17 protein-coding genes and 1 pseudogene are annotated in these 20,882 nt (G+C 69.9%); 7 read left to right on the top strand and 11 right to left on the bottom strand.

Translation table 11 applies throughout. The annotated features are described in order from the left end of the window. Positions 1-13 precede the first annotated feature (13 nt). Positions 14-373 (bottom strand): VOC family protein, encoded by a 360-nt coding sequence (locus ACW4TU_RS17150; RefSeq protein ID WP_457428685.1) that lies wholly within the window; start codon positions 371-373, stop codon positions 14-16. A 163-nt stretch (positions 374-536) separates the two neighbouring features. Here ACW4TU_RS17150 and ACW4TU_RS17145 point away from each other — a divergent pair, with 163 nt between their 5' ends. Further along, positions 537-1,040: a CGNR zinc finger domain-containing protein gene (locus ACW4TU_RS17145; protein ID WP_457428684.1), complete on the top strand. Its 504-nt coding sequence runs from the start codon at positions 537-539 to the stop codon at positions 1,038-1,040. 262 nt (positions 1,041-1,302) lie between these two features. Here ACW4TU_RS17145 and ACW4TU_RS17140 read toward each other — a convergent pair whose 3' ends face one another. After that, positions 1,303-2,646, bottom strand: coding sequence for a UDP-glucose dehydrogenase family protein (locus ACW4TU_RS17140; RefSeq protein WP_457428683.1), 1,344 nt, complete (start codon positions 2,644-2,646; stop codon positions 1,303-1,305). A 304-nt stretch (positions 2,647-2,950) separates the two neighbouring features. Between ACW4TU_RS17140 and ACW4TU_RS17135 the strand changes: the two genes are divergently transcribed. Next, positions 2,951-4,057, top strand: coding sequence for an acyl-CoA dehydrogenase family protein (locus ACW4TU_RS17135; RefSeq protein ID WP_457428682.1), 1,107 nt, complete (start codon positions 2,951-2,953; stop codon positions 4,055-4,057). An 88-nt stretch (positions 4,058-4,145) separates the two neighbouring features. Here ACW4TU_RS17135 and ACW4TU_RS17130 read toward each other — a convergent pair whose 3' ends face one another. Continuing rightward, positions 4,146-5,468, bottom strand: coding sequence for an LCP family protein (locus ACW4TU_RS17130; RefSeq protein ID WP_457428681.1), 1,323 nt, complete (start codon positions 5,466-5,468; stop codon positions 4,146-4,148). A gap of 119 nt (positions 5,469-5,587) precedes the next feature. Here ACW4TU_RS17130 and ACW4TU_RS17125 point away from each other — a divergent pair, with 119 nt between their 5' ends. Next, entirely contained in the window at positions 5,588-6,136 is a 549-nt protein-coding gene (locus tag ACW4TU_RS17125; RefSeq protein WP_457428680.1) for an acyl-CoA thioesterase, read from the top strand. A gap of 88 nt (positions 6,137-6,224) precedes the next feature. Here the strand turns inward: ACW4TU_RS17125 and ACW4TU_RS17120 are convergent, their stop codons facing one another. Next, positions 6,225-7,703, bottom strand: a complete 1,479-nt coding sequence (locus tag ACW4TU_RS17120; RefSeq protein WP_457428679.1) for an LCP family protein — start codon at positions 7,701-7,703, stop codon at positions 6,225-6,227. 151 nt (positions 7,704-7,854) lie between these two features. On the opposite strand from ACW4TU_RS17120, the gene ACW4TU_RS17115 reads away from it, so the two are divergent. Continuing rightward, on the top strand, positions 7,855-8,904 hold the full coding sequence (locus ACW4TU_RS17115; RefSeq protein WP_457428678.1) for a glycosyltransferase family 2 protein: 1,050 nt from the start codon (positions 7,855-7,857) through the stop codon (positions 8,902-8,904). 79 nt (positions 8,905-8,983) lie between these two features. Here ACW4TU_RS17115 and ACW4TU_RS17110 read toward each other — a convergent pair whose 3' ends face one another. From ACW4TU_RS17110 to ACW4TU_RS17100, 3 genes are all read right to left on the bottom strand, one after another. Beyond that, positions 8,984-10,660, bottom strand: a complete 1,677-nt coding sequence (locus ACW4TU_RS17110; RefSeq protein ID WP_457428677.1) for an LCP family protein — start codon at positions 10,658-10,660, stop codon at positions 8,984-8,986. A gap of 135 nt (positions 10,661-10,795) precedes the next feature. Then, positions 10,796-12,565 (bottom strand): LCP family protein, encoded by a 1,770-nt coding sequence (locus ACW4TU_RS17105; RefSeq protein WP_457428676.1) that lies wholly within the window; start codon positions 12,563-12,565, stop codon positions 10,796-10,798. 548 nt (positions 12,566-13,113) lie between these two features. Beyond that, positions 13,114-13,872 (bottom strand): TIGR03089 family protein, encoded by a 759-nt coding sequence (locus tag ACW4TU_RS17100; RefSeq protein ID WP_457428675.1) that lies wholly within the window; start codon positions 13,870-13,872, stop codon positions 13,114-13,116. 138 nt (positions 13,873-14,010) lie between these two features. Here ACW4TU_RS17100 and ACW4TU_RS17095 point away from each other — a divergent pair, with 138 nt between their 5' ends. Together ACW4TU_RS17095 and ACW4TU_RS17090 are read left to right on the top strand one after the other, a co-directional pair. Then, a complete protein-coding gene (locus ACW4TU_RS17095; RefSeq protein WP_457428674.1) occupies positions 14,011-15,405 on the top strand; it encodes a peptidoglycan recognition protein family protein in 1,395 nt (464 codons plus the stop codon). 27 nt (positions 15,406-15,432) lie between these two features. Further along, positions 15,433-15,483: pseudogene (locus ACW4TU_RS17090) on the top strand (hypothetical protein); the annotation flags it as partial. A 265-nt stretch (positions 15,484-15,748) separates the two neighbouring features. On the opposite strand, the gene ACW4TU_RS17085 reads toward ACW4TU_RS17090, so the two are convergent. The 4 genes from ACW4TU_RS17085 to ACW4TU_RS17070 all read right to left on the bottom strand — a co-directional run bounded on the left by ACW4TU_RS17085 (position 15,749) and on the right by ACW4TU_RS17070 (position 19,787). Beyond that, entirely contained in the window at positions 15,749-16,765 is a 1,017-nt protein-coding gene (locus tag ACW4TU_RS17085) for a DNA-3-methyladenine glycosylase family protein (RefSeq protein WP_457428673.1), read from the bottom strand. A gap of 91 nt (positions 16,766-16,856) precedes the next feature. Continuing rightward, positions 16,857-18,191: a coenzyme F420-0:L-glutamate ligase gene (locus ACW4TU_RS17080; protein WP_457430169.1), complete on the bottom strand. Its 1,335-nt coding sequence runs from the start codon at positions 18,189-18,191 to the stop codon at positions 16,857-16,859. 50 nt (positions 18,192-18,241) lie between these two features. Then, positions 18,242-19,201, bottom strand: a complete 960-nt coding sequence (gene cofD / locus ACW4TU_RS17075; protein WP_457428672.1) for a 2-phospho-L-lactate transferase — start codon at positions 19,199-19,201, stop codon at positions 18,242-18,244. Positions 19,202-19,292: 91 nt separating this feature from the next. After that, entirely contained in the window at positions 19,293-19,787 is a 495-nt protein-coding gene (locus ACW4TU_RS17070; protein WP_457428671.1) for a cysteine dioxygenase, read from the bottom strand. 671 nt (positions 19,788-20,458) lie between these two features. Here ACW4TU_RS17070 and ACW4TU_RS17065 point away from each other — a divergent pair. Next, positions 20,459-20,722: a WhiB family transcriptional regulator gene (locus tag ACW4TU_RS17065; protein ID WP_010034659.1), complete on the top strand. Its 264-nt coding sequence runs from the start codon at positions 20,459-20,461 to the stop codon at positions 20,720-20,722. The last annotated feature ends 160 nt before the right edge of the window (positions 20,723-20,882 follow it).

Here is a 20,882-nt window from a genome sequence, read left to right as displayed (position 1 = left end):
CCGTCGTGCCTGTTCAGCCCGCGCAGAGGCAGAACGGGTGCCCCGCCGGGTCCGCGTAAACCCTGAAGGAGCGGGCCCGGTCCTCCGTGTCCAGCGGCTTCGCGCCCAGCGCGAGCACCTCCCGCTCGGCCGCGTCCAGGTCGGTCACGGTCACGTCCAGATGGAACTGCTGCGAGGCCTCGGGCGACGGCCACTTCGGCGGTACGTAACCCGGGGCGGCCTGGAAGGCCAGGCCCGGCCCGTCCGGGACCCGCAGGTCGACCCAGTCCTCCTGGACCTCGGGGGTGCCGCCCAGCAGCCCGGCGTAGAAGGCGGCGAGGGCGCCGGGGTCGGGGCAGTCCAGGACGACCTGGTCGAACTTGGCGATGGGCATGGGTTCCTCCGTCGATTTCCTGCTCGGTGCTCTCTGTCGCTCTCCGGCGTTCCGGGTACCCCGTTGTTACCGGTTGACCCGGCTCATGAGGTAACGGCTCTTACGTTAACGGTTACCGGATGCCCCTGCATAGGAGGTAACGCGAGGAGGTAATCTCGCCCGTATGAGCGAGAACGCGCCCGGGGGGCTGGCCCTCGTGGAGGCCCTGGTGAACACCAGGGACCTGGAATCGGGCCGGGACGCGCTGGACACGGCCGAGGCGCGTACCGCGTTCGGCATCGCGGAGATCGCCGAAGCGGAACTGGCGGCCGTGAAGGAGCTGCGGGAGTCCCTGCGGGCCGTCTGCCTCGCCCACGCCGGGCATCCACCGCACGACGTCGTCACGCCCCTGGGCCAACTGCTGTCCCGCACCCCGCTGTTGGTGACCGTCGACGAACGGGACGGCTCGGCCCGCCTGACCGCCGCCGAGGAGGGCCCGCTGCTCTCCCGCGTGGCGGCGGCCGTCGCGGAGGCGCTCACCGACGGCACCTGGCTGCGCCTGAAGGCCTGTGAGCTGCCCGAGTGCCACTGGGCCTACTACGACCGCAGCCCGGCCGGGCGCCGCCGCTGGTGCTCCATGTCGGTGTGCGGGGCGCGCGCGAAGATGCGGCGCTATCGCGCGAAGTAGGGGGCCCGCGCGCGGTGGCCGCCCGGGATTTGGGATGCGGGTCCCGAAGGGTGGCCGGGATGTGGAGAATGGGGCAGGCGCCGGTCCGGCCGACTGAGCCTCGGCCGGACCGGCGTCCTTTCCGGGGCCGGACTCCGCCAGCCGTAAGCGGTCCGTCAGCCGTAAGCGGTCCGTCGGGCGGAAGCGGTCCGTCGGGCGGAAGCGGCCCGTCGGGCGGAAGCGGCCCGTCGGCCGGAAGCAGCCGTCAGGCGTAAGCAGCCTGTCAGGCGGTGGGCCGCCCCATCGCCCGATACGTCCAGCCGGCCTTCCGCCACACCTGCGGGTCGAGGGCGTTGCGCCCGTCCAGGACCAGCCGGTGGGCCACCGCCTCGCCCAGCACCGCCGGGTCCAGCTCGCGGAACTCCCGCCACTCCGTCAGGTGGAGTACGGCGTCGGCGCCCCGGACCGCCTCCAGGGCCGTGTCGGCGTACGCGAGGGTCGGGAAGACCTTGCGTGCGTTGGCCATGCCCTTCGGGTCGTAGACCGTCACCTGGCCGCCCTGGAGGTGGATCTGCCCGGCGACGTTGAGGGCCGGCGAGTCGCGGACGTCGTCCGAGTCGGGCTTGAAGGTGGCGCCGAGCACCGCGACCCGCTTCCCGAGGAACGGGCCGCCGCCCAGCGCCTGCCGGGCCAGCTCCACCATCTGGCCGCGCTGGCGCATGTTGATCGAGTCGATCTCGCGCAGGAAGGTCAGCGCCTGGTCCGCGCCCAGCTCACCGGCGCGCGCCATGAACGCCCGGATGTCCTTGGGCAGGCACCCGCCCCCGAAGCCGATCCCGGCCCGCAGGAACTTCTTGCCGATCCGGTCGTCGTACCCGATCGCCTCGGCGAGCTTCGCCACATCCCCGTCGGCGGCCTCGCAGACCTCCGCCATCGCGTTGATGAACGAGATCTTGGTGGCCAGGAACGAGTTCGCGGACGTCTTCACCAGCTCGGCGGTCGGGAAGTCGGTGACGACGAACGGCGTCCCCTCCGCGATCGGCGTGGCGTACACCTCGCGCAGCAGCTTCTCGGCCCGCTCGCTCCGTACGCCGACCACGAGCCGGTCGGGGTGCAGCGTGTCCTGGACGGCGAAGCCCTCACGCAGGAACTCCGGGTTCCAGGCCAGCTCGGCGTCCGCGCCGGCCGGCGCCAGCCCGGAGATCGTCCGGGCCAGCCGGTCCGCCGAACCGACGGGCACGGTGGACTTGCCGACGACGAGGGTGGGTGAGGTGAGGTGCGGGGCGAGGGACTCGATCGCGGCGTCGACGTACGACATGTCGGAGGCGTACTCGCCGTGCTTCTGCGGGGTGTTCACGCAGACGAAGTGGATGTCGCCGAAGGCGGCGACCTCGGTCCAGTCCATGGTGAAGCGCAGCCGCCCGGTGGACCCCTCGATCCCCGCGACATGCTTGCGCAGCAGCTCTTCGAGTCCGGGCTCGTACATGGGGGCCTGCGCGCGCCGCAGCAGGTCGATCTTCTCCTCCACGACATCCAGCGCCAGCACCTCGAAACCGAGCTCGGCCATGGCAGCGGCGTGGGTGGCCCCGAGATATCCGGTGCCGATCACGGTGATCTTGAGAGCCATGGGTGCTCCTGGGGTGTGGCCTGGGGGTGGTCGTGTGTGCGATGGCGAGCATAGTCGTGGGCCTGACGGGGCCGGATGGGGGCTGGCAGGGGCTGTTGCGGTCCTTCACCGGGCAGAATCCCCCCGGAATTCCGCCCTGTCGCCAAGCTCACGTATCACTGGGGTGGGCAGGCCCTTAAAATTTGGATTACCTACTGGGTTACTTAACGGTAGTTAGCGTCAGTCACACAGCGTCTTTGGAGCGTGAGAGACCTTGGCCGGATCGGCTGATTTCGACCTGTACCGCCCGTCGGAGGAGCACGACATGCTCCGTGACGCGATCCGCTCCCTGGCCGAGGCGAAGATCTTGCCGTACGCCGCGGTGGTGGACGAGGAAGCCCGCTTCCCCCGCGAGGCCCATGACGCGCTGGTGGCCAACGACCTGCACGCCGTGCACGTACCGGAGTCGTACGGCGGCGCGGGCGCGGACGCGCTGGCGACCGTGATCGTGATCGAGGAGGTCGCGCGGGTGTGCGCCTCCTCGTCCCTGATCCCGGCGGTGAACAAGCTCGGCTCCCTGCCCGTGATCCTGTCCGGCTCGGAGGAGCTGAAGAAGAAGTACATGACGCCCCTCGCCAAGGGCGAGGGCATGTTCTCGTACTGCCTCTCGGAGCCCGACGCGGGCTCGGACGCGGCCGGCATGAAGACGAGGGCGGTCCGTGACGGCGACTTCTACGTCCTCAACGGCGTGAAGCGCTGGATCACCAACGCGGGCGAGTCCGAGTACTACACGGTGATGGCCGTGACCGACCCCACCAAGCGCAGCAAGGGCATCTCGGCGTTCGTCGTCGAGAAGTCCGACGAGGGAGTCTCCTTCGGCGCCCCGGAGAAGAAGCTCGGCATCAAGGGCAGCCCGACCCGCGAGGTCTACCTCGACAACGTCCGTATCCCGGCCGACCGCATGATCGGCGACGAGGGCACCGGCTTCGCCACCGCGATGCAGACCCTGGACCACACCCGCATCACGATCGCCGCGCAGGCGCTGGGCATCGCGCAGGGCGCCCTCGACTACGCCAAGGGGTACGTCAAGGAGCGCAAGCAGTTCGGCAAGCCGATCGCCGACTTCCAGGGCATCCAGTTCATGCTCGCCGACATGGCGATGAAGATCGAGGCGGCCCGGCAGCTGACGTACGCGGCGGCGGCCAAGTCCCAGCGCGGCGACAAGGACCTCACCTTCCAGGGTGCGGCGGCGAAGTGCTTCGCGTCGGACGTGGCGATGGAGGTCACCACGGACGCGGTCCAGCTGCTGGGCGGCTACGGCTACACCCGCGACTACCCGGTCGAGCGCATGATGCGCGACGCCAAGATCACCCAGATTTATGAAGGCACGAACCAGGTCCAGCGGATCGTGATGGCCCGCAACCTGCCGTAGCCCGGTAGCCCGGCACGAACGCCCGTTCGCCCCTGCCCGATGGATCGGGCAGGGGCGAACGGTTTTGCCGTGGGGCCGGTCGCTGTGCTCAGTTGCCGGAGACGGTGACCGTGTCGTCGTTCTTCAGTTCGGTCACCAGCGTCTTCACCTTCGTCTTGTCCCAGACGAGGTTGCCGCCGGTCGAGCCCGAGATCGGCATGTTCATGGACTTGCCGTCGCCGCCCGTGACGCCCTTCATCGCCCAGAACATGTCGCCCAGGTCGAACAGGCCCATGTCCTTGTCGACGATCAGGGTGTCGAGGCCCGCGCTCATCGTCGGGTACAGCTTGAAGGGGTTCAGGATCGTGCTCGGCGTCGCGGTCTGGCTCGCCAGGGCCGCGAGGAACTTCTGCTGGTTCTTCGTCCGGTCGAGGTCGCTGCCCGCGAGGGCGTACCGGGTACGGACGAAGGCCAGGGCCTGCTCGCCGTTGAGGGTCTGCTTGCCCGCCGTGAAGTTGGCGCCGGACTTCGTGTCCTTCATCCCGCCCTTGGGGATGGTGAGCTCCACCCCGCCGACCGCGTCCACGATGTTCGCGAAGCCGGCGAAGCCGATCTCCACGTAGTGGTCGATACGCAGGCCCGTGTTGAACTCGACGGTACGGACGAGCAGTTCGGGCCCGTCCGTCGCGTACGCCGCGTTCAGCTTGGTGTGCTTGCCGGTGCCCTTGTACGTCTTGCCGGACTCGGAGCCCACGAACGTCGGGATCTCCACATCCGAGTCACGCGGGAGGGAGATCAGCGTCGGGCCGTTGTCGCCGGTGTGCAGGATCATCATCGAGTCGGTGCGCTTGCCCTCGGCGGACCCGGTGTGCAGGGCCTTCTTCTCCTCGGCCGACATGCCCTCACGGCTGTCGGAACCGACGATCAGATAGTTGGTGCCCTTGCCGCCGTCCGGCCGGTCGATGACCTTGGACAGGTCGACCTGGCGGTTCAGCTTGCCGTCGGCCCAGAAGTACGTACCGACGGACACCACGACCAGCAGCGTGACCACCGTGATCGCGGTCCACTTGATCCGCTTGCGCCAGTTCGGGGCGGGACGGGGGCCACTCATCGCGCCGGGCCCGCCGGGTCCGCCGTCCGACCCACCGGTATTCGGGGCGCCGCCGTAGACCTGGCCGGTGTTGTACCCGCTGTCGTAGCCGTTGCCATAAGGGTCCTGTCCCCGTCCCTGTCCCTGGTCACCGGCGTACGGCTGCTGCTGCGGCACCCCGCCGCCGTACGGCGGGGCGGCCGGGTGCTGGCCACCCGGGCCGCCTTGGCCGCGCTGGACCTGCCGCATCACGCGCGCACTCTCGGGCTGTGCGTTCGCGCTGCCGCGTCCGTAGCGGTTGTCGCGGTTGTCGTCGGACCACGCGCCTGGCCAATCGTTCATGCGGACCAGTGTGCAGTGCCGGGCCATGCCCTATACAAGGGTCGTAGGAAATTAGGAGCACTGCTGTTGCCAAGCTGACACAAATCGCCCAGGTGTACGTCCCGCATAGGGTGGACGCCATGACAGACCAGGCCACCGGGGCAGAGGACGCGCCTCCGGGCAAGCCGACCTCCGCCTCCCGGACCACCCTCAGCCACATCATGACGAACGCCGACACCAACCTCCTGGGTACGGTGCACGGCGGCGTGATCATGAAACTGGTCGACGACGCGGCGGGCGCGGTGGCCGGCCGGCACAGCGGCGGGCCCGCGGTCACGGCGTCGATGGACGAGATGGCGTTCCTGGAGCCGGTCAGGGTGGGCGACCTGGTCCATGTGAAGGCTCAGGTCAACTGGACCGGCCGGACCTCGATGGAGGTCGGGGTACGGGTCCTCGCCGAGCGCTGGAACGAGTCGACACCGGCGACACAGGTCGGCTCGGCGTACCTTGTCTTCGCGGCGGTCGACGCCGAGGGCAAGCCGCGTGTCGTCCCGCCGGTCCTCCCGGAGACGGAACGCGACGAGCGCCGCTGTCAGGAGGCCCAGATCCGCCGCACGCACCGGTTGGCGCGGCGGCGAGCGATCATGGAGCTGAGGGAAAGAAGAGCGGCGGAGGGCCTGGACGACTGAGGTCAGGGGTCAGAGATCCACTGTTCGGCGGACCGGAAACGGGTGGCTGGGTGGGAAAACCGACCTGGGCCGCACCGGCCTCGCCGACTCACCGACACCCCACCTCATCCCCCGTGGTCACCCCGAACTCCCCGACCCGGACCTTCCGTACCCCCTGATAATCCGTTCCGACGGTCACCTTCAGCACCGCCCCCTGTCCCCGCACGACCCGCAGCGAACTCCCCGGCAACGCCGCCGCCAGCGACCTCGCGGACCGGTCCCACCGGGGGTCGTACGCGATCACCGTCCGTACCGTCGCCCCTCGCACCCGCGCGTTCACCGGCACCCGGGTCGTCCGGAACCCCGTCGCGGCCAGCGCGCGATCCACCGTCCGCCCCAGCCCCACCGTGCGCGTCCCGTTCTCGACCTGGACGCGGATCTGCTGCGGCGCCACCTCCACCCGCACCGGCGCCCCGCCCTTACCGCCGCCGCCCCCGCCCTTGCGCACCGACAACGGCTCGTCCTCACGCAGCGCCCGGAACAACCGCCCCGCCTTCGCGTCGTCCCACTTCAACGTCGAACCGATGCCCTTCACGGCGTACCCCATCCGCCCGATCGGCACGGTCGTGAACTCGGACGACGACGGGGAGAAGTTCCGCATGGCCCGCCCGAGGTCCAGCAGCTCACCCGTACCGAACTCCTTGTCCGCCCGCACCGACCCGAGGACCGCCCGGGTGATGTCCCGGAACTTCATCGGGTTCAGCAGCACCCCGGACGACGTGGACTGCGCCATCAGCGACCCCATGAAACGTTGCTGCCGCTGCATCCGCCCCAGGTCGGAGGACCCGTCGGCGTGCCGCGAACGCACGTACTGCAACGCCTCCCCACCGTTCAGCTCATGCTCCCCGGACGTCAGGTTCAGCCCGGTGTACAAGTCCTTCAGCGGCTTCGGCGTACAGATCTCGACTCCGCCCAGCACGTCCACCGTCTTCATGAAGCTGGTGAAGTCGATCTCCAGGTAGTGGTCGATCTTCACGTGCGTCATGTGCTCCACCGTCCGCACGGTGAGGTTCGGGCCGCCCTCCGCGTACGCCGCGTTCAGCTTGATGACGTGTCCGCCGTGCCGGTTCCCGGTGATCTGGTCGGTGTGCGGGGGCGTCACGGCGTACGAGTCGCGGGGCAGGCTGACCACACTCGCCCGCTCCCGGTCCTCCGAGATGTGCACGATCATCATCGTGTCGGTGCAGTGGCAGGGCGCGCCGCCGAGCCGGTACTTGCGCCGCTCGGCCTCACTGATCTTCTCCCGGCTGTCGGTGCCGACCAGCAGCACGTTCATACCGTGACCGGCCCGCGGACGGTTCTTCATGTCCTTGAAGGGGTCGACCCGGGCGATGTCGGCGTCGAGGCTGGTGACCACCGCGTGCCCGATCCCGGCCGCGGCGAGCACCACGACGGACAGCGTCGTCACCGCCCGCATGGCCCAACGGGGCTTCTTCCGCCGTACGGGGGGACGCGGGCGCCCGGACGACGGCCGTGGCCGGCGCTGCGGGGAACCGGGGGAGCGAGGGGATGCGGGGGATGCGGGCATGGGGGAACACCTCCGCGAAGGCAGACCGGGGGAGGGGGAGTGGGCCGAACGTGGGATCCGTGAGCACCGTAGGGCCGTACGATCTGCGGCCCGGGTCAGGGAGCGGGCGGCGCGCGTCGGTGTCCCCCGTTCGCGGTAACGTGAGCCCCCTATGAACGCCAAGCCCGACGTGCAGCTGCCCGCCGTGTCCGTGATCATGCCCGTCCTCGACGAGGAGCGGCATCTGCGCGGAGCCGTCCAAGCGATCCTCGCCCAGGAGTACGCCGGTGAGATGGAGGTCGTCATCGCCCTCGGTCCCTCCAAGGACCGCACGGACGAGATCGCCGCCGAACTGGTACGCGAAACGGCCGGCACGAACAAGCGCGTCCACACGGTCCCCAACCCGACCGGCCGTACGCCCGCCGCGCTGAACGCCGCGATCAAGGCCTCCCGCCACCCCGTCGTCGTACGCGTCGACGGGCACGGCATGCTCTCGCCCGACTACATCGCGACCGCCGTACGTCTCCTCGACGAGACCGGCGCGCAGAACGTCGGCGGGATCATGCACGCCGAGGGTGAGAACGCCTGGGAGCACGCGGTGGCCGCCGCGATGACCTCGAAGATCGGGGTCGGCAACGCCGCCTTCCACACGGGAGGCGTGGCCGGGCCCGCCGAGACCGTGTACCTGGGTGTCTTCCGACGGGCCGCTCTCGAGCAACAGGGCGGCTACAACGTGGAGTTCATCCGCGCCCAGGACTGGGAGCTGAACTTCCGCATCCGGGAGGCGGGCGGCCTCATCTGGTTCTCGCCCGAGCTGCGGGTGTCGTACCGGCCCAGGCCCTCCGTGCGCGCGCTGGCCAAGCAGTACAAGGACTACGGCCGCTGGCGCCATGTCGTGGCCCGCTACCACGAGGGCTCCATCAACCTGCGCTACCTCGCCCCGCCCACCGCCGTGGTCGCGATAGCGGCGGGCGTGCTGCTGGGCGCCGTACTGACGCCATGGGCCTTCCTGGTGCCCGGCGGCTACCTCGCGGCCATCGCGGCGGGCTCGGTCCCGGCGGGCAAGGGACTCTCGCTGAAGGCTCGCCTGCAGATCCCCGTCGCCCTCGCCACCATGCACATGTGCTGGGGCTGGGGTTTCCTGACGAGCCCGAAGTCGCTTGCCCGCAAGGTGATCGCGGCCCGTCGGCCGGCGGTACTGGACGGCGCGAACGCGGCCTGAAAGACAATGAGTTGGGGCCTGCCGTCAGTGACTGACAGCAGGCCCCAACTCGTTTTCCCACAACCGGTGCGGCGGCCGTCTACCAGCGGTAGGGCGAGTACACGTCCATGCACGCGCCGGTGTCCGAACCGACCACCTTGTCGGCGGTGGCGGGCAGTTGGCCGGCCTTCGGAGCCTCCTGCTTCGGATACGCGTTGCCCTCGCGCCAGTCGGCGCCCACGGTCACCGTCACACCGGAGACGTCCGTCGACTTCTTCACCGAACTCGCCGGAATCCCCAGGGACTTGGCGACGAGCTGGGCGTCGCCCGCCAGGTCGGCGCTCGGGTAGTGCACGACCGTCTTCTCCACGGAGAGTGAACCGGACGTGTCCGCCGCCGCGTTGGTGAAGCCCTTGGCCGAGAGGATCGCGCTGATCGCGGTCGCCCGACGGCCGACCGCGGCGAGGGTGGCCGTCCGGGTGCCGTTCTGCACGAGCACGCCGATCTTCCCGGGATCGGCCGCCGGGTCCGTCGAGGCCGTGGCCGAGGCCGCGGCCGTCGGAGCCTTCGTCGCCGTGGCGCCGCCCTTGTCGTCGAAGGCGATGTCGTCGCGGAGCATCGTCCACACCTGCTCGGCGTCGTCGCCGGCCGGCACCAGATGGTTCGCGTTCTGCGGGTCCTCGACGGTCGGGATCGTCGTCATCGTGAGGCGGTCGGTCGGCACCGACTTGAGCTGCATGCCCAGGTCGTACAGCTTCTTGACCGTACCGAGCTCCTCGGACACCGTCAGGGACTTGGTGGCCGCCTCGGCCAGACCGGTCAGCCGCCCCGCGTCCGTGAAGACGTTCTGCGCCTTCAGCGTGCGGATCATCGAGTTCATGTACATGTGCTGGGCCTTGGCGCGCCCCAGGTCGCTGTAGAAGGCATGCCGGGTACGCAGCCACTGCAGCGCCTGCTTGCCCTTGACCTTGTGCTTGCCGGCCGTGAGCTTGAGCCCGGAGCCGCCGGACACATCGGGCAGGGGGCGGTCCCACACGCTCTGCCTCACACAGACCTCGACACCGCCGATGGCGTCGGCCATCTTCACCACGCCCGCGAAGTCGATCGTCATCCAGTGGTCGATGTAGACCCCGGTGAGGTTCTGCCAGGTGGCCAGCGTGCAGCCGGCGCCGCCCCGGGCCAGCGAGGTGTTGATGATGTCGTTGGTCGCCGCGAACTTCTCACCGGTGTCGGGGTCCGTGCACTTCGGTATGTCGACGCGGGTGTCGCGCGGGATGCTCACCACGGCCGCGCTCTTGCGGTCGGCCGAGAGGTGGACCAGCATCTGGACGTCGCCCAAGGGCGGGTTGCCGCGGTTGGCCCTGTCACCGCCCAGGGACACGTTGGCGTCGGAGTTACGGCTGTCCGAGCCGATCAGCAGGATGTTCAGCGGAGTCTGCCCGGCCGCGTTCGCCTCGGTCTTCCGCGCCTTGGAGTCGCCGCTGGTGCGCTTGCCCTTCTGGATGTTGCTGTTCAGGTGCTCGTAGTACAGGTATCCGACGCCGGCGGTGGCGAGGATCAGCAGCGAGAGGGTCGCCGCCGACCAGCGCAGCACCTTGCGCTTGCCCGGCCGCCGCTGTCTTTCCGCTGGACCACCGCGACCGCTGCCGGTTCCGCCACTGCTGTCGCCTTCGCCGGAGTCGCTCTCCTGCTCGTGTGAGCCGTCTCTCTGCCCCGGAACCCGAGTGGGCCGGACGCCAGGTCGCGTCCCCTCCCCATGCACACTGCTCTGCGTCATTCCCCTGCCTCCCCACCCTTGCGCCGCCGTTGAACAGGCCTGCCTCGCGTCCGGTAAGACGCAAGGCAGGCCTGTCAGGTCAACCGGCGCACCAAAAACATCTGGCGCAGATGCCCATTGATCAATGCGAAATGCTCAGCTGGCGCACTGCACCTTGTTCGCCGTGGACTGTCCCTCCACGGTCGGTGCCTTCGCCGGCGCGGTGAGCGAGACGCCGGCCCCCTTGAAGTCCTTGCCCACGGTCAGCGTCATGGTGGGCAGCCCCTGGGAGTTCGTCACACTCTTGCCGGGCTTCATCGCCGAACCGGACAGCCCCATGATGGCGGCCAGCCGCCGGGCCTGGTCGGCCTGCTCGGGCGCGTACTCCAACGTCGTCTTCGCGAGCTCCGCCGGAGCGTTGCCCGCGTTCTCGGACTTCGTCACGCCCTCATCATTCTGCAGGTAGTTGAGAACCGCCTGTGCGGAGCCGGAGGGGGCGCCGCCGTTCAGGATCCGCACCCGCACCTCGGAGGCCTCGGACTTGGTGCCCTTGAGGCGGGCGGCGACTGCGGCCGCCTCCTTCGCCTTCTGCTGCTTGACGGCGGTGAACGACACGTCGTTGATGATCGAGTCGAAGACCTGGGGAGCGGTTGTCGGGTTGACGATCACTGTCTTGCGGACTACGCCGTCCGCCGGGTTGTCGATGACCGGCACGGTCAGGAAGGTGATGTTCTTCGTCGGCACCTTCTTCAGCTCCAACGCGACATCCTTGAGCGTGGAGACCTTGCCGAGGCCGGTGTCCACGGTCAGCGCCTTGGTGGCCGCCTCGGCGAGCTTCAGCAGCTTGGCCGGGTCGGTCAGGGTGTCGCTGGAGGCCATCTTGCGCATCAGTGAGCTGAGGAACTGCTGCTGCACCTTGATCCGGTCCAGGTCGCCCTGGTTGCCGAAGCTGTGCCGCGTACGGACGAAGGCGAGGGCCTGCTCTCCCTCGACCGTCGACTTGCCGGCGGGCAGCTTCAGCTTCGAGTCCTTGTCGTTGACGGCCTTGGTCACGCAGACCTCGACGCCGCCCACCGCCGTCGTCAGCGTCTTCACGGCGTTGAAGTCGGCCATCATGAAGTGGTCCGGCGAGATACCGGTGAGCTCCTTCACCGTGCGCATGGTGCAGCCAGGGTCGCGCTCGTCCTGCCCGAGGCTGGTGTTGAAGCGGACGTTCTGGGTGCCGGTGATGATCTTCTCGGACCCGTCCTTCTGCACGGTCGGACAGTCCGGGACGTCGACGATCAGGTCACGCGGAATGCTCAGCGCGGTCGCGTTCGTCCGGTCCTTGGAGACGTGCAGCAGGATCGTCGTGTCCGCGTGCCCGACGCTGCCCGCGTCGCCGTAGGCCTCGTTGCCCGCACCGGTGCGCTTGTCCGTGCCGATGATGAGGATGTTGAAGGCCTCGTCCTTGCTGAAGCCGGCCTTGCCCGCCGTACCGACGTCCGTCGTCTGGACGTTGCCCTCAAGGTGCTTGAGGTAGAAGTAGCCGGCCGTCGTGGCGGCCACCAGGACGAAGGCCATGGTCCCGCCCGTCCAGAGCACCACCTTCTTGGCCTTCGACTTCTTCTTCTCCGGGGCCCGCGAGCGGCGCCGCCCGGGCAGCGGCTCCTCGGGCACACCGCGACGCCGTCTCGGCGGCGGTACCTGCCCGGGCGTACCGGGCACCGCGTGCGTCTCTCGTTCCTGCTCGCGCTCCCGCTCCGGAGCCGCCGAACGCCCGCGTCCCGCACCCGCGTTGGCAGGTGTGGCTCGACGAGGTCCCGGGACCGCTGATTGCGGTGCGGAGGGAGTCAGTCGCAGTTCGTATTCGCCGGTGCTCGGGTTGAGCACCCACTGGTCTGCGGGGTCGATGTCGTCCGCCCGCCCACGGCCTTGCGCGTCCACGGTTCTGCATCCTCCGTCGGGGCCACGCGGCGCCTTTCCCCCTCCAAGGCGCTCGGGTCTCTCGGTCTACCGGTGTGCACACGACACGTGTCCTGACGCACCGGATCGCTCACACTATCCGTCCAGTTGGGCGTCAAGCGACGACGGTGACAAATTCCACGTCCCTACACCTGGGCAATCCACCCATTTTCTTGAACTAAAGACCGCCGACTTGGCAAGCGCTTTACCCGCCAGTACCCGGGCGGCCGTGTTGCCGCGAAAAGTGGGTACGGGGGGCGGGGTGAAGGATCATCCCGAACCGGCTTTTCCGCCGTGACGGCGTCCGGCTCGGCAAGCCGGCCGCGATTTGTGTCGTAGGCGTACGACTCCTGTGGAACAGTCAGGAGCTGCATACGTTCGGCAGGAATGTCATGCATTCCGCGCACCAATGAGCCCTCGATGGTCGTTGGGGGCACGTGCTCCTACGACCATGACGCGTAAGCCGGGCTCGGGGTGGCCGCTGATGGACCGAACGAATGAACGCCGGGGCGGCAGCCGAAGCGCACCCCCTACGCGCGGCGCGTGGCCGTGACCCGCTCATCCTCGATCCGCTTGGCCAACGCGCCCTCGGACACCTGTCCCAGGTGCCGGCACAGGACAACAGACCCTCCGGTGGCGAGCGGCGAGTACAACCCCGCGCTGACCCCGTCCCACGTGTCGTACCCCAGCCCCGACAGCAACCGGGACCCCGGCCCCGTAAGCCCGAACCCCACCGCATCCGCCCCGGCCCGCTCCACGACCTCCGCCCCCGTGAACTCCGCCCCGGCCACGATCAGCGCCGCCGCCTCCGGATCGACGGGCGCGTACGGCGCGAACCGGTCCCCCTGCCCCGGTACCTCCACCGCGTAGTCGGCGAAGCCGGCCGGTGCCTGTGGAAACCGCCCGCCCAACGGCCGCAGCGCGAGAGCGATCCGCTCACCGGAGCACGCGCGCGCGGCGTCCAGCGTGTCGGGCCCGCTGACGACGATGTCGGCAGCGCCGGGCTCGCCCGCCATGTCGGCGACGACACCCGCGGACGAACAAGCCAGCAGCCACACCGCCGTCTGCCAGTGCGCGGGCAAGAGCAGTGCGACGCGGTCGCCGGGCTCGGCGGACAGCTCGCCCTGGAGGAGATTCGCGGTCTTGGCCACCCAATTGGCGAAGGTGGCCACGGACAATTCGACACGTTCACCCGTGGCGTCGTCGTAGAAGGTCACCAGGGGGCGTGCGGGGTCCGCGGCGAGCGCGGAACGCAGCAGGTCGGCAGGGGTGCGATCGGTGGCGTTCACCCGCGCAAGAGTACGCAGGGGTCCGCGTGGCGGTGGGCGCGGGCCGACTGCCGGAGCCACCGGTTCGGGTGAACACGCCAGACGGCCCGTCAGTTCATCGTTGGACAGATATGTATGACTATGTCCAGGATCAGGGGCATGCGTGGATATCTTTCTTCTTCCATCGGCGTCGTATGCGCAACAGCCCTGGCGCTCCCGTTGACCCTGCCCACAACCCAGGCCTCGGCCTCGGCGAGACCCGCCGGGACGAGAGCGGCGAAGGCGGCCCCCGCCGCTTCCGCCGTCCCCGGCAGCACCCAGTCGCTCCCGCTGGCCCCCCGCCCCGGCGACCGCACCCTCGGCCCGGCCGCAGAACAGGGCCTTTACCGTCCGGACGTACGGCACTTCTCCCTGGTCGGTGTCGTCTGGGACAACCCGGACACCGAGCTGTACGGCCAGGTCCAGGTCCGCACCCGGGAGGCGGCCGGCGGTCACTGGTCCGGCTGGCAGGACATCGAGACGCACAACCACGAGCACGCGGCCGACCCCGGCACCGCCGAACGCGTCTCGGGCCGGGTCCGCGGCTCCACGGCGCCGCTGTGGGTGGGCGACTCGGACGGCGTGGAGGTGCGCGTACGGGCGGACGGCGAGGGCGGCGCGCGGGGCACCCGTTCCGCCCTCCCCTCAGGCCTGCGCCTCGAACTGGTGGACCCGGGTACGGCACCCGCGGCACCCGTGCGACAGGGCACTCGCGCGATGGGGGCGGCGGAGACCGAGTACACAACCGGCACCGCCGCCGCGGAGTCGGCGACGGCCAACGCGGACCTCGCCCCCCTCGGCGCCACCGAGATCCCGGCGTTGACCAGACAGCAGACGGAGGAAGAGGCGCTGACGCTGCGACAGCGACAGGAAACGGGAACGAGACCGGAGGAGCGACGGGTGAACCCGTACATCGGCCCGCGCCCGCGGATCGTCACGCGCCGCGGCTGGGGTGCGGACGAGACGCTGCGCGAACCCGGCTTCGTCTACACGAAGAAGGTGAAGGCGGCCTTCGTGCACCACACGGCCTCGGGCAACAAGTACTGGTGCTCGGACGTCCCGTCTCTCATCCGGGGCATCTACCGCTTCCACGTGGAGAGCAGCGGCTGGCGGGACATCGGCTACAACTTCCTCATCGACCGGTGCGGAAACATCTACGAGGGCCGCGCGGGGGGTCTGGCGAAGCCCGTGATGGGCGCGCACACGCTCGGATTCAACACCGACAGCATGGGGATCGCCGTCCTCGGAACGTTCGGCAGCTCCAAGCCGTCCAAATCGGCAGTGGGTGCGATCGCCCGGCTGACCGCCTGGAAGCTGGGCCTGTACGGGGCCAATCCGAACGGGAAGACATACCTGAAGTCGGGTGGTGGCAATCTCTATCAAAAGGGAATGAACGTACGACTGAACGTGATCTCCGGCCACCGGGACGGCTTCGCCACCGAGTGCCCGGGGCGGCTGCTCTACGGGAAGCTCGGCTCGGCGCGCAAGTCGGCGGCCAAATACCAGGGGCGATGAGGACCTGGGCGCGGCAAGGGCACCCGGCTGCGTCCGCTCACCGTGCCCACCCCAAAGCCGATGGTCCCGGCGGCCGGCGCGATCCGCAACGTGGCCTCACGCCTGTACCCCGCCCCCGACGAACTGAGGGAGGGTGTACGGGTGTGGTGCGACGCAAGAATCCCAGCGGGCGCACTCCGCTTCTCGTCGGACCAGTAGGCCGGACGATCTCAGCCTGTCTGGGGGTCCCCCTCTGGGGGGAGTTCGAGGGCGAGGCCCGTTCAGGGCCGAAGGGGGTCTGGGGGCGCAGCCCCCAGGAACGGGATGGGACGGGTAGGGGCGGCGGGGGCGGGAAAACGCCCCCTCACAGCCGCCCGATATCCCCCTTGGGCATACGCGGCCCCCGTCTCCCCGGCGTACGCCCACTCAGCAGAATCAACCGAGCCGCCCGATGCCGCTGCCCCGCATACGGCTCCAGCAACGACAACATCACCTCGTCATCCGCATCCCGATCCCCCGCCAACGCGAACCCGACGATCCCCGGCAGATGCAGATCCCCCACGGTCACCGCGTCCGCCGCCCCATGACTCCGCTGCACGACCTCCGCCGAGGTCCACGGGCCCACCCCGGGAACCACCTCCAACCGAGCCCGCGCCCGCTCAGGATCCAGCGCCACAGCCTCCTCCAGCCGCCCCGCCACCCGAACGGCCCGCAGAATGGTCGACGCCCGCTTGTCGTCGACCCCGGCCCGATGCCACTCCCAGGACGGAATCAGAGCCCAGTCCCGAGCCGCGGGCACCACGAACAACCCCTGGGGCAGACCTGCGGGCCCAGGCGCGGGCTCCCCGAACTTCCGTACGAGCAACCGCCAGGCCCGATAGGCCTCATCGGTCGTGACCTTCTGCTCCAGCACGGACGGAATCAGCGACTCCATGACCAGCCCGGTCCGCGTCAGCCGCAACCCCGGCCGCCGATGCCGGGCAAGGGCGACGATCCTATGCCGAGGCGCGAACACCTCGGGATCGTCGGCCGCCCCCAGCAACTCGGGCAGCCGCTCCAGCAGCCACTCGGCCCCGGGCCCCCACGCCTCCCCCCGGACCACCCCGTCCCGCAGCGCGACCCGCAAGGTCCCCGCCCCGGCAGGCGTACGGCTGGCCCGCCACACGGACCCGTCCGGGGTCGCCCGGAACGTAGGGTCGCCCGGCCCCCGCCGCAGCGGCCCCAGAACCAGCCCGAGGTCGAGCGGCACACCGGGCACCCAGGTCCGCGTCCGCCCCGGCGCGGCAGCCTGCCGGGGCACCCCACCGGGCACGACGACATGCCCACCCCGCACGGTCGTACGAGTGGGCTGGGAAGGCCGAGAAGCGAACCGTCCTGCCACGAACCGTTCCTAGCACGCGAAGAAACCCGGACAGAGAAGAACCCCGGAAGAGAAGAACCCCCAAGGGGGACGGGACCCCCCCTACAACCCTTCACCGCACCTCGATGAACGCCCCCGCATCCCGATCCACCCGAGGCTGCGGCGCCTGAGCCGGATGCCCGACCGCGACCGCCCCCATCGGATCCCACCCCGCCGGCAGCCCCAGCACCTCCCGCACGACATCCCGGCAGAACATCGTCGACGACACCCACGCCGACCCGAGCCGCTCACCGGCGAGCGCGACGAGGAAGTTCTGCACCCCGGCCCCGGCCGCGACCACGAACATCTCCCGCTCGGCCCCGTCCCGCCGGGCGTCCCCGTAGGTGTGCGATCCGTCCATCACCAGACAGGGCACCACGAGATACGGCGCCCCCCGCAGCACATCCCCCCGCCGCACCCGCTTCCCGACGGACGCCTCGCTCTTCCCGTCCCGCCGCAGATCCGCGATCCAGGCGTCCCGCATCGCGTCGAGCAGCTCGGTCCGCGACCGCTGCGACTCCAGCAGTACGAAGCGCCAGGGCGTCGTGTGATGAGGAGCGGGCGCGGTCACCGCGGCGGCCACCGCCCGCCGTACCGCACCGGGGTCGACGGGCTCGTCGGTGAAGGCCCGCACCGTGCGCCGCTGGGTCACCGCCTCCCGTACCGCCTCCGACGTACCGAGCCGGAACATGTCGTCGCGGGCGTCACGCACCAGAGCCCGGGCCCCCGCCACCTCACCGTCGTCATCGCCCTCGACCACCACGTGCGGCAGACCGCGCACGACGGCGACGGGCAGCCCCGAAGCCTTGCCCTTGACCAGATCCCCGGCGGCGGCCAGCTCGTCGGCGGTCGCCACGACCGTCGCGGAGAGCGGATTGCCGTACGCGTCCGTGCCCCCGCGCAGATCGTCGAGCACGCGTACGCCCGCGGCGCCGATCGCCACGTCCGTGAGCCCCGCGCGCCAGGGTCGCCCGAAGGTGTCGGTCACGAGGACCCCGATGTTGACGCCCAGCGCGTCTCCGAGCCCGTCCCGGACCGCACGCGCGGACGCGTCGGGGTCCTCGGGCAGCAACAGCACCGTCCCGGAGGGCGTGTTGGAGGCGTCGACGCCGGCTGCGGCCATCACCAGCCCCTGTCGGTTCTCCACGATCCGCAGCGGCCCGCGCCGGGCGACGACCCGCACCGTCTCGGCGTCGATGGCGGCCTCCCGGTCCGCCGCCTGTACGACGCGTCCCTCGGCCTTGGACACGATCTTCGAGGTGACGAGCAGCACGTCCCCGTCGAGCAGCCCGGGTTCGGCGGCGGCGATGAGCTTCGCGAGATCGTCCCCGGGCTGAACCTCGGGCAGCCCGCTCACGGCCCAGACCCGATACCCGCCACCGGTACCACCATCGATACCACCATCGATACCGCCACCGGTTCCGCCGCCGGTGGCACCCTCACTGGAACGCTCGCCGCTCACGCGCCCCGCACCTCCTCCGCCAGCGCGAGCGCCTCGCGCGCCATCTGCGCCGACGCCTCCACGTCCGTCATCATCAGCGGCACGGCACGGCAGCGGATGCCCGCCGTCCGCACCCGCTCCACCGCACCCGCGTCGACCGTGTCGACGAGCCAGCCGTCCAGCAGCCCCGAGCCGTAGTGCTCGGCGACCGCCGCCGCCGTGGCCTCCACGCCCACCGCCGCGAGCACCTTGTCGGCCATCCCGCGCACGGGCGCGTCCCCGACGATGGGGGAGAGGCCCACCACGGGCACCCCGGCCTCGGCGATCGCCTCGCGGATCCCGGGCACGGCCAGGATCGTGCCGATGGACACCACCGGGTTGGAAGGCGGGAAGAGGATCACGTCGGCGTCGGCGATCGCCTCCAGGACCCCCGGTGCCGGCTTCGCCTGCTCCGCGCCGACCGGCACGATGGCCTCGGCCGGGACGGAGGCCCGCAGCCGCACCCAGTACTCCTGGAAATGGACGGCCTTGCGCTCCCCGTCCACCTCGACGGCGACATGCGTCTCCACGCGGTCGTCGGACATCGGGATGAGCCGCACCCCGGGCTTCCACCGGTCGCACAGCGCCTCGGTGACGGCGCTCAGCGGATAGCCCGCGCCGAGCATCTGCGTCCGCACGATGTGCGTGGCGAAGTCCCGGTCTCCGAGACCGAACCACTCAGGCCCGACGCCGTACGCCGCGAGCTCCTCCTTCAGACGGAAGGTCTCGTCGGTCCGCCCCCAGCCCTGTTCCTCGTTGATGCCGCCGCCGAGGGTGTACATCACCGTGTCGAGATCGGGGCAGACCTTCAGCCCGAACAGGTGAATGTCGTCCCCGGTGTTGCCGATGACGGTGATGTCCGCGTCCGGCACGGCCCGCTGAAGACCGCGCAGGAACCGGGCACCGCCGATGCCGCCTGCCAGAACCACAATGCGCATACGGCCAAGTCTTGCAGGCGGGTACGACAACGCGTCGACCGGTCGCCGGGCCCGGTCCCGAAGACCCGCCGCAGGCCGCTCACGGCCGCTTTCAGCCGGTGACGGCCGCCGACGGCGCGCAGCGCGCCGCGTGCATCGGCATCTCCGTCAGGCCCGGGTAGTAGACGTGCAGGCTCACGGCCGGTTCGAGGCTGTCGTTGACCACCTCGTGGACGTACCCCGGAGCGAACACCCGCTGCGAACCGGCCCGCAACGCGCGCGTGCCGCGCTCCGTCCGCTCGGTCAGCCGCCCGTCAAGGACCGTCAGGACGCCCGACGAACCGCCGTGGTCGTGCAGCCCGCTGCCTTGCCCGGGGACCCAGGACAGCAGCCACACCTCGTAGCCGGGGCCGGTGCGCAGCCGGTGGTACCAGCGTGAGGTCGCGTCGTACTGGACGAGGTGCTCCCACTGGGAGCGGTCCGCGGCGATGGTGCGGGACAGGCCGACGAAGTCGGCGACGGTGGCCGGGTGCTCGCGCGGCGCCTGGAGGAGGTGCGCCACTTCGAGGATGTCGCCGGCGATCTGGAGGTCGCTGTCGCTGTTCATGGAGTGCGGGTCCTCGGCGGGAGAAGTGTGGGGGTTGGCTGGGTGTCGCGTACCGTCCGCCCGGGTCACGGGTGGAAAAGGCATCGCCCTGGTGTGGGCTTCGGGGGAAACAGCAGCCGAGTCGCGGTGGACTCAAAGGCAGCCGGAGCTCGTTGAACTCAACAGCTGGAACAGCGACAACAGCTACAGCGAGCACGGGCAGCACCGAGGGACCGCGCGGGGCGGGTCGAGGTGAATGCCAAGTTCGCGAGCATGCCCACAAGGACATCGGTTCACACCATGACTGTCAACTCGGCGCCCGGTATGTGGGACATGTTTCACCTCATCCGGTTCATCTCCCAGGTGAAAGGTTTGCTCGCCCGACTTCGCGGACACATGGCGACAACCAGGCGCACGGACCTCGGAACGAGATCGAAGTTCTGGGCGTCCTCCCCCGTACAGGCTCTGTGCGGGGGGAGGCGTCCCCCGGGGCCTTCCTCTGCCTGTCAAGGTTTATGCCGATTTGAACACTTTCCGCATGGCCTTGGTTCCGCAGAGTGAATAAGAGGCCCAATAGCAGATCTCGGCTTGACTCGCCCGGATCAGCACACTTGTAATTTCACTCGTGTCGTTCGGCCGATACCGGTCAACGGCAACCTCACGGGGACGCGAAAGACAGACGAGGGGCGCACATGACCGAGACGGTGCAGCAACTGCTGGTCGACGACGCGGACGAGGAACTCGGCTGGCAGGAGCGCGCGCTGTGCGCCCAGACCGACCCCGAGTCCTTCTTTCCCGAGAAGGGCGGCTCGACCCGCGAGGCCAAGAAGGTCTGCCTCGCGTGCGAGGTCCGCTCCGAGTGCCTCGAGTACGCCCTCGCGAACGACGAACGCTTCGGCATCTGGGGCGGGCTGTCCGAACGGGAACGCCGCCGTCTCAAGAAGGCCGCGGTCTGAGGCGTACGGCACCGGGCTCCACGTAACGCAGCACACGGCGAAGCAGCACAACGAACGGCCCGTCGCGGGTGGGGTTGTCCACAGGCGGCGGGCCGCCGTGCTGCCCAGCCGATAGTGTGGCTGTTCGTCCGAGACGCCCCGCCGCTCACAGAGGGCACAG

This window comes from Streptomyces kryoterrae, from assembly GCF_054072135.1.
Note: the sequence above shows the minus strand (reverse complement) of the source record. Positions and strands in the feature narration are given on the sequence as shown.

Excerpts from the sequence above, each read along its gene's own strand:
- ACW4TU_RS17140 (WP_457428683.1), bottom strand. The coding sequence starts at position 2,646 with ATGGCTCTCAAGATCACCGTGATCGGCACCGGATATCTCGGGGCCACC.
- ACW4TU_RS17120 (WP_457428679.1), bottom strand. The coding sequence starts at position 7,703 with ATGCCCGCATCCCCCGCATCCCCTCGCTCCCCCGGTTCCCCGCAGCGC.
- ACW4TU_RS17150 (WP_457428685.1), bottom strand. The coding sequence starts at position 373 with ATGCCCATCGCCAAGTTCGACCAGGTCGTCCTGGACTGCCCCGACCCC.
- ACW4TU_RS17145 (WP_457428684.1), top strand. The coding sequence starts at position 537 with ATGAGCGAGAACGCGCCCGGGGGGCTGGCCCTCGTGGAGGCCCTGGTG.
- ACW4TU_RS17115 (WP_457428678.1), top strand. The coding sequence starts at position 7,855 with ATGAACGCCAAGCCCGACGTGCAGCTGCCCGCCGTGTCCGTGATCATG.
- ACW4TU_RS17130 (WP_457428681.1), bottom strand. The coding sequence starts at position 5,468 with ATGAACGATTGGCCAGGCGCGTGGTCCGACGACAACCGCGACAACCGC.
- ACW4TU_RS17135 (WP_457428682.1), top strand. The coding sequence starts at position 2,951 with ATGCTCCGTGACGCGATCCGCTCCCTGGCCGAGGCGAAGATCTTGCCG.
- ACW4TU_RS17125 (WP_457428680.1), top strand. The coding sequence starts at position 5,588 with ATGACAGACCAGGCCACCGGGGCAGAGGACGCGCCTCCGGGCAAGCCG.
- ACW4TU_RS17070 (WP_457428671.1), bottom strand. The coding sequence starts at position 19,787 with ATGAACAGCGACAGCGACCTCCAGATCGCCGGCGACATCCTCGAAGTG.
- ACW4TU_RS17095 (WP_457428674.1), top strand. The coding sequence starts at position 14,011 with ATGCGTGGATATCTTTCTTCTTCCATCGGCGTCGTATGCGCAACAGCC.
- ACW4TU_RS17110 (WP_457428677.1), bottom strand. The coding sequence starts at position 10,660 with ATGACGCAGAGCAGTGTGCATGGGGAGGGGACGCGACCTGGCGTCCGG.
- ACW4TU_RS17065 (WP_010034659.1), top strand. The coding sequence starts at position 20,459 with ATGACCGAGACGGTGCAGCAACTGCTGGTCGACGACGCGGACGAGGAA.
- cofD (WP_457428672.1), bottom strand. The coding sequence starts at position 19,201 with ATGCGCATTGTGGTTCTGGCAGGCGGCATCGGCGGTGCCCGGTTCCTG.